Source organism: Brevibacillus formosus, from assembly GCF_003013405.1.
GTDB classification, from domain to species: Bacteria; Bacillota; Bacilli; order Brevibacillales; family Brevibacillaceae; genus Brevibacillus; species Brevibacillus formosus.
Window position 1 is genome coordinate 59,877 of the sequence record NZ_PXZL01000026.1, and the last position, 9,620, is coordinate 69,496.

8 protein-coding genes are annotated in these 9,620 nt (G+C 48.8%); all 8 read left to right on the forward strand.

The genetic code is table 11. The annotated features are described in order from the left end of the window. The first annotated feature begins 8 nt into the window (after nucleotides 1-8). Nucleotides 9-1,016 carry a FecCD family ABC transporter permease gene (locus C7R91_RS21500; protein WP_047074556.1) on the forward strand — a complete coding sequence of 336 codons (1,008 nt, stop codon included), beginning with the start codon at nucleotides 9-11 and terminating at the stop codon, nucleotides 1,014-1,016. Further along, complete coding sequence (locus C7R91_RS21505; RefSeq protein WP_047074554.1) at nucleotides 1,009-2,028, forward strand: FecCD family ABC transporter permease; 1,020 nt, start codon at nucleotides 1,009-1,011, stop codon at nucleotides 2,026-2,028. Before C7R91_RS21500 ends, C7R91_RS21505 begins: the two co-directional genes overlap by 8 nt. A gap of 18 nt (nucleotides 2,029-2,046) precedes the next feature. Then, the gene (locus C7R91_RS21510; RefSeq protein ID WP_255322547.1) at nucleotides 2,047-3,378 is read left to right on the forward strand and encodes an alpha/beta hydrolase-fold protein; all 1,332 of its coding nucleotides are present in this window, start codon (nucleotides 2,047-2,049) and stop codon (nucleotides 3,376-3,378) included. 275 nt (nucleotides 3,379-3,653) lie between these two features. Further along, on the forward strand, nucleotides 3,654-4,880 hold the full coding sequence (locus C7R91_RS21515) for an MFS transporter (RefSeq protein ID WP_047074550.1): 1,227 nt from the start codon (nucleotides 3,654-3,656) through the stop codon (nucleotides 4,878-4,880). 31 nt (nucleotides 4,881-4,911) lie between these two features. Further along, nucleotides 4,912-5,295 carry an MmcQ/YjbR family DNA-binding protein gene (locus tag C7R91_RS21520; RefSeq protein ID WP_047074548.1) on the forward strand — a complete coding sequence of 128 codons (384 nt, stop codon included), beginning with the start codon at nucleotides 4,912-4,914 and terminating at the stop codon, nucleotides 5,293-5,295. 80 nt (nucleotides 5,296-5,375) lie between these two features. Beyond that, nucleotides 5,376-6,746 carry a sigma-54 interaction domain-containing protein gene (locus tag C7R91_RS21525; RefSeq protein WP_047074546.1) on the forward strand — a complete coding sequence of 457 codons (1,371 nt, stop codon included), beginning with the start codon at nucleotides 5,376-5,378 and terminating at the stop codon, nucleotides 6,744-6,746. Nucleotides 6,747-7,151: 405 nt separating this feature from the next. Then, the gene (locus C7R91_RS21530) at nucleotides 7,152-8,534 is read left to right on the forward strand and encodes a GntP family permease (protein ID WP_047074544.1); all 1,383 of its coding nucleotides are present in this window, start codon (nucleotides 7,152-7,154) and stop codon (nucleotides 8,532-8,534) included. 66 nt (nucleotides 8,535-8,600) lie between these two features. After that, complete coding sequence (locus C7R91_RS21535; RefSeq protein WP_047074542.1) at nucleotides 8,601-9,386, forward strand: 3-hydroxybutyrate dehydrogenase; 786 nt, start codon at nucleotides 8,601-8,603, stop codon at nucleotides 9,384-9,386. The last annotated feature ends 234 nt before the right edge of the window (nucleotides 9,387-9,620 follow it).

Below are 9,620 nucleotides of genomic sequence, written 5' to 3' on the forward strand. Positions count from 1 at the left end.
GGTAGGCTATGCAATCCAAAAAAGCAACTTCCATGATCATACTAGCTGTTTCGCCAGTGGTGATCCTGCTTACAATCTTGCTGTCCATTCATTACGGGGCTAAGTCGATTGATGCCGGGACCATTTATCAAGCTTTCTTTGCCTTTGATGAAGGGAATGTCGATCACCAAATTGTCATGCACTCTCGCATGCCGAGAGTATTGGGCGCACTCATGATCGGAGCATTTTTAGCGATATCGGGAGCGTTGATGCAGGGGATGACGAGGAATTACCTCGCGTCCCCCTCTATTATGGGCGTGTCCGACGGCTCGGTCTTTGCTGTTACGCTGTGCATGGTTTTCATTCCATCCGCTACGAGTGTCATGATGATTACCATGTCCCTGATCGGTTCAGCACTTGCTGTTGCGATGGTTCTCGCTTTTTCCCGACTATTGCCAAACGGCTTGACACCAGTAGGGATGGCGGTCATCGGTACGATCACGGGCACCTTTTTGAGCAGCATTTCAGCCGCGATTGCTACTTATTTTCAAGTCTCGCAAAACGTCAGCTTTTGGTACAATGCGAGGCTGCATCTCTTGGAGCCTGAGCTGGTGAAGCTGGCGGTACCTTTTGCCATCGTCGGTATTGTCCTCGCACTTCTTTTGTCCAAATCGATTACGATCTTGTCCTTGGGCGACGAAGTATCTCGCGGTCTTGGACAAAGAACCGTGATGATCAAAGTGCTGGCAACCGCAGCTGTTGTCATTCTGACAGGCATTTCAGTAGCGTTGGCAGGAAAAATCGCCTTTGTCGGGCTGATTATTCCGCATATTACCCGCTTTTTGGTAGGTCTCGATTATCGATGGATTATTCCATGTGCAGGATTACTGGGCGGCATTTTCCTCGCCTTGTCTGACGTTCTCAGCCGATTTATGAACAGCCCGTTTGAGACCCCAATCGGTGTGGTAACGGCTTTTATTGGCGTTCCGTTCTTCCTCTATTTGATTTACAAGAGAGGAGGGGGAAAGCATGCCTGACCGAAAAGCTAGATTTCGTTTGCTGTTACTCGTCAACATCGCCTTGATTTTGCTGGCGATTTATATCAGCCTGACCAACGGTGTATTTGACATGACGGTGTTGGATGTCATCCAGACGTTATTGCGTATTGATCCTGTAGCGGAATACGATTTGGTTATTTTTGATTTTCGTCTGCCGCGGATCGTTATTGCGGCATTGGTCGGCTTTGGCTTAGGGGTCGCTGGTACCGTCATTCAGGGGATCACCCGTAACGGGCTGGCTGATCCGGGGATTTTGGGCATTAATGCTGGGGCAGGAGCCGCTATCGTCGCCTTTATGTTTTTCTTCGGTGGACAATTTATGGATGCGAGCTGGTATTCCATCATAGCTATGCCTTTGTTCGGTTTGACAGGCGGATTGCTTGCGGCTGGACTGATTTATCTATTCGCCTGGCGTAACGGGGTGCTTGACCCGCAACGACTGATTCTGGTGGGGATCGCGATTGGCTCCGGATTGGGTGCTGTGTCGCTGTATCTCTCGTTAAAAATGAATCCCAACGATTTTGAAATGGCAACCGTATGGCTCTCAGGCAGTATTTGGAGTGCCAACTGGACGCATATTGCGGGGATGCTGCCATGGCTAGTCATACTCATTCCTGTTTTGATGCGCAAGGTGTATATTCTCGATTTGCTTCAACTGAGCGAGGAGTCCGTCAAGAATCTGGGTGTGTCCGTGGAAAAGGAGCGCAATATTCTCCTGCTGTCGAGTATCGGGATCGTGAGCGCGTGTGTCTCGGTTTCCGGAGGCATCGGATTCGTCGGCTTGATGGCACCGCATATTGCGAAGCGCTTGACGGGAATCCAGCACAGGTATGTCCTTCCCCTGTCAGGGACAATCGGGATGCTCATGGTCGTGGCAGCGGACTTTATCGGCAAAACTGTGTTCACCCCCCTTGAACTGCCAGTGGGTATCGTCATTTCGATTATCGGTGTACCGTATTTCTTCTATCTACTTAGTAGAAGAAAAAAATAAAGAGGGGACGTGCAAATTGTGAAGGGACAATTGTTTGCAGACGTATGCCATCACCGAGCACTGCTCGTATATTTGCCGCCAGCCTATGACAAGAGTACGTCCCGTTTTCCCGTCATGTATGTCCATGATGGCGGTGACTTGTTTGATCCTGCGTTCAGTACTGCACTCGATGTAATCGAAGATAAGTTTGCGAAGGGGAAAATTCCTGAGCTGATTCTCGTCGGCATCCAACCAGGAAACCGCAGGGATGACTATACGCCTTGGTTTTCCAAAGCGATCTCGCCTGAGCGCAACATTGATTTTGGAGGGCAAGGAGATGCGTATCTTTCATACGTTGCCAATGAATGCAAGGCGTATATCGACAGCAGGTACAGGACAGACCCTAGGCCGGAAAAAACAGGGATCATCGGATTTTCGCTTGGTGGCTTGATCTCTATGTACGCTGCGCACCAATATCCGGATGTGTTCACGAAAATCGGCAGCATCTCGGGATCGTATTGGTATGAAGGCATGGTTTCGTTTATGCGGGAAAAGAAAATGTACCATCCCGGGCTGCGCATCTACATGGATGTTGGCAGTAAGGAAGGTGCTAAAAAACAAAACATCCAGAAGCAAATGGTCCCGCTGACAAAAGAAGCGCATCAGATATTGGCTGATAGCGGCTTCACAGCAGATCAGCTCGCCCTGTTCATTGACGAAGGGGCGGATCATTTGAGCAAGTATGCAAACGCCAGATTTCCGGGGGCGTTGCAATGGCTCTGGAATAAGAAGGAGGAGACAGAAATGGAACTGGCCAAATTGATCAGAGAGCGTCGCTCCATTCATCGCTTTACAGATCGTGAGGTAGACCCTGCGCTTGTTACTGAACTGATGGATACAGCCGTGTGGGCGCCGAATTATCACATGACACAACCGTGGCGCTTTATCGTGACGTACGGGGAAGGCAAGAGAAGAATCGCCGAGGCCGTGCGGATCATGAAGGAGAAGCGGGAGATTGATCCGGCGAAAAAGAAAGAAGTCGGTGAGAAGTTTTACAATAAAATCATGGCGATTCCGATGCTGATGACGGTCATCATGGAAGAAAGTCCGAATCTGATTACCCGTCAAGACGATTTCGCTTCGACCAGCATTGTCATCCATAACTTTAGCTTGCTGGCGTGGGAAAAAGGCATCGGTTTGACATGGGAGACGTACCCGTGGATTCACGAGCCGGAATTCCGAGAAGCGATGGGCATTCGACCAGGAGAAAAAGTGCTGGGGAACCTGCATATCGGTTATCCAGCTGCGATCCCTGGTGCACAGCCGCGCATTCCAGCAGCAGAGCGCATCACACTTGTCGACAAAGCATAGGACAAGATCAAGTGAATTTTTCTTGTCACAGGATTACTTTTTGTGGTACTCTTGGGTCATTCTACAAGAAAGGGTGACCATTAAGCCAATGATCTGCTAACTCCTATTTCCACAAAACTAATCGGATAAACGATGCGTTTTTGGATAGGGGTAGTATGTGCATATTGGCGAATAGATGGTAAATCCTTTTTAGACTCACTAAGGGTTTCTATGTCTTTTTGACGATAATATGCGCAGCCTCCTGTCCAGATCGCAATGGATAAGGAGGTTTTTTTATGTCAAATGTTTTGAAAAACCGCTATGTCAGGGCTATTTTGTTATCAGCATTTCTGTTGCAAATCGGAGTATGGGTGCGCAACATGGCGATTCTGCTCTTTGTGATGGATCATACAGGAGAGGATCCGTTCGCGGTATCCATGATTTCTGTGGCAGAGTATGCGCCAATCTTTCTGTTTTCCTTTCTAGCCGGTACGTTTGCCGATCGCTGGCAACCGAGAAAAACGATGGTCTGGTGTGAGCTGCTCAGTGCTCTGTCGGTTGTCGGAGTGCTGCTTACCTTTGTTTACGGCTCGTGGAAGGCCATCTTTTTTGCCACACTCATATCAGCTATTCTCTCTCAGTTTTCTCAACCGTCTGGAATGAAGCTGTTCAAGCTGCATGTACCTGGTGAACAGCTCCAGGTGGGAATGTCCGCGTACCAGACTATTTTCGCGATCTTCATGGTATTTGGTCCGATTGTCGGTACGTTTGTGTTCCAGCAATGGGGGATGGAGGTTGCCATGGTCATCACGGCGGTTGCGTTCCTATCTGCGGCTGGTGTCCTGTATTTGTTGCCGCCTGATCGTGTCGAGAAAGGAGAGCAGCAAGAAACGGCCCTGCTTGGGGAAATGGTCAGCGGGATTCGTTATGTGTTCTCCAGTCGGGTATTGTCAATGCTTGGCTTTTGCTTTTTGGCTGTAGGTTTCTCATTGGGATTGATTCAGCCGCTTGGGATTTTTATCGTGACCGAACAACTGCAATTGCCGAAAGAAAGCTTGCAATGGTTAATTACCGCCCAAGGTTTGGGGATGATTGCTGGAGGGGCCATGACGATGGCAGCTGCCAAAACGATTCCACCGCAAAAGCTATTGGTCATGGGGCTTCTTGGAAATGCGGTCGCAGTAGCAGTTTGCGGGATGTCCACGAATCTGTGGCTGACGCTTGTTGCCCAGTTCGTCGCGGGATTGCTCTTGCCCTCCATTCAAATTGGGATCAACACCATGCTGCTTAAAAATACGGAGAGTACCTTTATCGGTCGGGTGAATGGAATACTGACCCCGTTGTTTACAGGCTCTATGGTCGTCATGATGAGTATTACGGGGGCATTGAAGCTGTATCTTCCGCTCGCAGTTATATACGGGATCGCTGCATTCCTGATGATCATTGGTCTCAGCTTTATTTTGCGGCTTTATCGTATGAGGGAAGGAAACGTGGTGCAAAGTACAGAACAGACTGGTATATAAGCGTTTGGAAGCAAAGGGAGGCTTGGACCAGATGGTGCACGAACAGATTTCTTCTATGGAAGGTTTGAAGATGGTAGCTGCTGTTCGCGAGCTGGCGATGCGGTTGCCAGAAGTGACGGAGCAGGTAGACGCTTTTGGACATACATCGTTTCGCGTAAACGACAAGCCGTTTGTCATTTTGGGAGAGGGGGGCACTGAAGGCCCCTCCCTTTCTGTGAAGGTGCTGAAGACGACCCAAGAGATTTTGCTTGCGCAGGAGCATTTTTACAAGACGCCGTACATCGGTCATCACGGCTGGGTTTCGATCCTGGACAAAAACATGACGAGCTATGGTGAAATGGAGGATTACATACGGGAAGGCTATATGTGCGCAGCTCCCAAGCGATTGGTCAAGCAATTACAACACCTCCTCTGATCGTTGCTGTATAATTTTGGCGTAACGAGTAGTGAGCGAGGGTTCGACGCAGCAGCATTGAGACAAAGGGGGAGCCGGTTTTGGATTGGAATCTCCAGCAGATGAGCAAATTGCTTGAGGTCGTATTTGAAAATGCCCATGAACCGATGATCGTAACGGACAAGGACGGAAAAATACTCTTATTGAATCGGAGCTATCGGGAATTTCTTAATGTACAGGACGTGATCGGACAGCCAGTGACGGATGTCATCGAAAACACCCGGATGCATATTGTCGGTCAGGCTGGCGTTGCCGAGATCGCCGACATTCAGCAAATAAAAGGTCAGAACATGATCGCGCATCGCATCCCGATCATGGACGAAGGAAAAGTGATTGCGGTTCTGGGAACGGTGCTGTTCCAGGATGTGCAAGAGCTCACTGCCTTGGCTGCGATGGTTGCTCAGCTGAAGGACGAATTGACCTATTATAAGAAAGAGCTGCGGCGGCGGATGGGGGCGACCTATCATTTTGACCAAATCGTTGGGTACAGCCAGAAGCTGCAGGAGCTTAAAAAATTTTCTCAGAAAGTTGCGAAAAGCGATTCGACTGTGCTCATCACGGGTGAAAGCGGGACGGGCAAGGAGCTGTTTGCCCACGCCATTCATGCCGAGAGCAAGCGAAAAATGGGTCCGTTCATTCGGGTGAATTGTGCGGCTATTCCGGATTCTTTGCTCGAATCAGAGCTGTTTGGCTATGAAGAAGGTGCGTTTACCGGAGCTGTTCGCCGCGGAAAAAAAGGAAAGTTCGAGCTGGCCAACCACGGAACCATTTTGTTGGATGAGATCGGGGACATGCCGTTGCCGCTGCAAGCCAAGCTACTGCGCGTGTTACAGGAAAAAGAAGTCGAGCGGGTAGGTGCTGTACGGACGACGCCAATCGATGTGCGGGTGATCGCTTCCACGAATTCGGATATGCTTCAAAGCATCAAGGAAGGAAAGTTTCGGGCGGATCTCTATTATCGGTTGAATGTCGTGTCACTCTCGATCCCTCCGTTGCGCGAGCGTCTGGAGGATTTGCCGGAGCTGGTTTCGAATCTGCTCAAACAGCTTGGCGAGTCCACTGGTATTGCGGTTAGAGCGATTGATGAAGAGGTATGGAACGTACTTCGGGGCTACTCTTGGCCAGGCAATGTACGGGAGTTGAAAAACGTGCTGGAACGAGCCCTTCATCTAATGGAAGACGATGTCCTGAAAAAAGAGCATATTTGGCTGCCAGTATCTGACGAAGGGACACTCGCATCCTTGGCGGTTCCAACTTATGCCGTTCGACCATTGAAACAAGTCTTGGAAGAGGCTGAGCAGGAAGCGCTTCGCCAAGCGATGCAGCAAGCAGGGGGGAACAAGCTGACCGCCGCCAAGCTGTTGCAAATCAGCAAGTCCAGCTTTTACGAAAAGTGGGAGAAGTACCAGTAGCACGAGGCGTGTATAAGTCGGGGATGTGGCGTTTTGCCAGGTTCGCGGCTTTTTTATCTATAGGAACAGCGTTTTGGTAGATTCCGGTTTTCTGGAATAGAGCAAGATGACCCCCCCGTAAAAAACCAGTAGCCTTCCTTGAGCAGATTCCCTAAAAAGTGGGCGGATTTTTGCTAGATTCCATAAAACCGGACGAAAAATTCCGGAAATCCGGAAAAAATGCAAGCGCTATCATTTGCTTACCAACAGTCCAGACGCGATGAACGGGTATGGTTGAACGATTTTCCTGGAATCGGTTGAGGTTGGCATGGTCCATGCAAATGAGTTAGATGTGAAAGCGTTTTCTTCAAGTGAATCGACACAATTTCCTCTGTAAGCGGAGGAGAAAATTGAAAGGAGAATTCTATGATCATCGAAGTGTTATCCATCTTGATTTCGCTCGGTCTCCTGATGTTTTTTGCATATCGGGGCTATCCTGTTATCGTATTTGCCCCTATTTTTACGCTGCTGGCCGTTGTCCTTTCCGGGATCTCTCTGCTGCCGAGCTACACCGAAACCTTTATGACGAATGCAGCAAACTATGTGAAATCATTCTTCCCTATTTTCTTGCTGGGTGCCATTTTCGGAAAAGTCATGGAGTTGAGCGGTGCTGCCTCGTCCATTGCCCACACGATTGTGAAGGCACTTGGTTCCAATCGTGCGATTTTGGCTGTCGTTCTGGCATGTTCGATTTTGACGTATGGAGGGGTTTCCCTGTTCGTTGTGGCATTTGCGGTGTATCCGTTTGCCGCTGCGATCTTCCGTGAAGCCAATATTCCGAAGCGACTCATTCCAGGAACGATTGCGCTCGGTGCTTTTACGTATACGATGGACGCCTTGCCAGGTACACCACAAATTCAAAACATTATTCCTACGACTTATTTTGGTACGGATGCTTATGCTGCTCCTGTTGTTGGAACGATTGGCGCCATTATGGTTTTCATTGGCGGGATGCTATGGCTGGAGCGCAGACGCAAGCAAGCCGTCTCTGCTGGGGAAGGTTACGGCGAGGGACATACGAATGAACCAGAGCTGATCAAAAATGAATCCTACATGAATATCTGGGTCGCGATTCTCCCGTTGGCATTGGTGCTCGTGGGTAACTATTTGTTCAGCAGAGGAATTTGGACAGTAGAGACGTGGTACGATCCGGCGATTCTTAAAGAATCATTTAAGATCGAGAAAGTGAAAAACGTCGTATCTTCTTGGGCGCTGATTATTTCGCTCTGTCTCGGAATTATTGCCGCACTTTTAATCAATGTGGGGCAAGTCAAAAATAAACTGGCTAGTGGTTTGACGGCAGCTGCGATTGGCTCTCTCTTGGCGATCTTCAATACTGCTTCCGAAGTTGGATTCGGAAACGTTGTGAAAACATTGCCGGGCTTCAAGCTCATTCAAGGTTGGATTATGGGAGCAAGTGATCATCCGTTGGTTTCTGAGGCACTGGCTGTAAACGTACTGGCAGGTGTGACAGGTTCAGCGTCTGGCGGTATGTCGATCGCGCTGGAGGTAATGGGCAAGCAATATTTGGAGATGGCGAATGCTGCGGGAATCAGTCCTGAGTTGCTGCACCGTATTGCCTCGATGTCTTCCGGGGGTATGGACACATTGCCGCACAACGGAGCGGTCATTACACTTCTCGCGATTACTGGTTTGACGCATCGTCAATCGTACAAAGACATTTTCGCGATTACGGTTTTGAAAACGGTTGTTGTGTTCATCCTGGCATTTGCGGTGTCTATTTTCTAATTTTCATGAGAGATCAGCCAGTTTACAGACAGAGAAAATGAGGAGCAGGAGAGGAGATAGCAGGGTATGGAGAAATTGTTGGAACAACAGGTGGCAGTAGTAACAGGGGCTGCGAGCGGAATTGGATTGGAGATTGCCCGAACGTTTGCCGAGGAAGGGGCGAAAGTCGTCATACTGGACTTGAATGGGGAATCAGCGGAAGCAGCAGCAGCCCAATTGCAAAAGGAAGGTCACGAAGCAATCAGCTTTGGCTGTAATGTCACCGACGAGGGACAGATGCAGGAGTGCATCCAGAAGACAGTCCAAGTTTTTGGCAGACTCGATATCTTAGTGAATAATGCCGGATTGCAATTTGTCTCTCCAATAGAAGAGTTTCCGACTGCAAAATTTGAACAAATGCTCAGTATTATGTTGACAGCGCCTTTTGTGGCGATTAAACACGCGTTCCCCATTATGAAGCAACAAGGTCATGGTCGTATTATCAATATGGCTTCGATCAACGGCTTGATTGGCTTTGCGGGGAAGGCAGCGTACAACAGCGCCAAGCACGGAGTCATTGGGCTTACCAAGGTTGCAGCCCTGGAAGGTGCAGCTGCTGGTATTACGGTAAATGCCATTTGTCCGGGGTATGTCGATACGCCGCTGGTACAAAACCAATTAGCGGATTTGGCTAAGACAAGAAATGTGCCGTTGGAAAAGGTGATGGAAGAAGTCATCTACCCGCTGGTGCCGCAGAAGCGACTGCTGCAAGTAAAGGAAGTAGCGAACTATGCTGCCTTTTTAGCTAGCAAGAAAGCGTCAGGTGTCACGGGCCAGGCTGTCGTCATTGATGGCGGGTATACAGCGCAGTAAGCCTGTTAGAGTCCCTATTTATATAGGGGCTTTTTTATTTTCGCTATCTTTTTTTAAAAAACTAGTAAAAAAGATCTTGTATTCTTTTTTTAGATGTGATAGATTATTCCTTGTCGCCAAGAACGACGACAAAATACGAGAAAAGAAAACGAGATTCGATAAAAAACTTCTTGACTCGCAAGCGACGAACGTGATAAGATATAAAACGTTCGACAAAAATGCTCTTTGAAAACT

What these genes read in the sequence shown, in the direction of transcription:
- C7R91_RS21520 (WP_047074548.1), top strand. Translation starts at nt 4,912, where the DNA reads ATGGTGCACGAACAGATTTCTTCTATGGAAGGTTTGAAGATGGTAGCT.
- C7R91_RS21530 (WP_047074544.1), top strand. Translation starts at nt 7,152, where the DNA reads ATGATCATCGAAGTGTTATCCATCTTGATTTCGCTCGGTCTCCTGATG.
- C7R91_RS21505 (WP_047074554.1), top strand. Translation starts at nt 1,009, where the DNA reads ATGCCTGACCGAAAAGCTAGATTTCGTTTGCTGTTACTCGTCAACATC.
- C7R91_RS21535 (WP_047074542.1), top strand. Translation starts at nt 8,601, where the DNA reads ATGGAGAAATTGTTGGAACAACAGGTGGCAGTAGTAACAGGGGCTGCG.
- C7R91_RS21500 (WP_047074556.1), top strand. Translation starts at nt 9, where the DNA reads ATGCAATCCAAAAAAGCAACTTCCATGATCATACTAGCTGTTTCGCCA.
- C7R91_RS21515 (WP_047074550.1), top strand. Translation starts at nt 3,654, where the DNA reads ATGTCAAATGTTTTGAAAAACCGCTATGTCAGGGCTATTTTGTTATCA.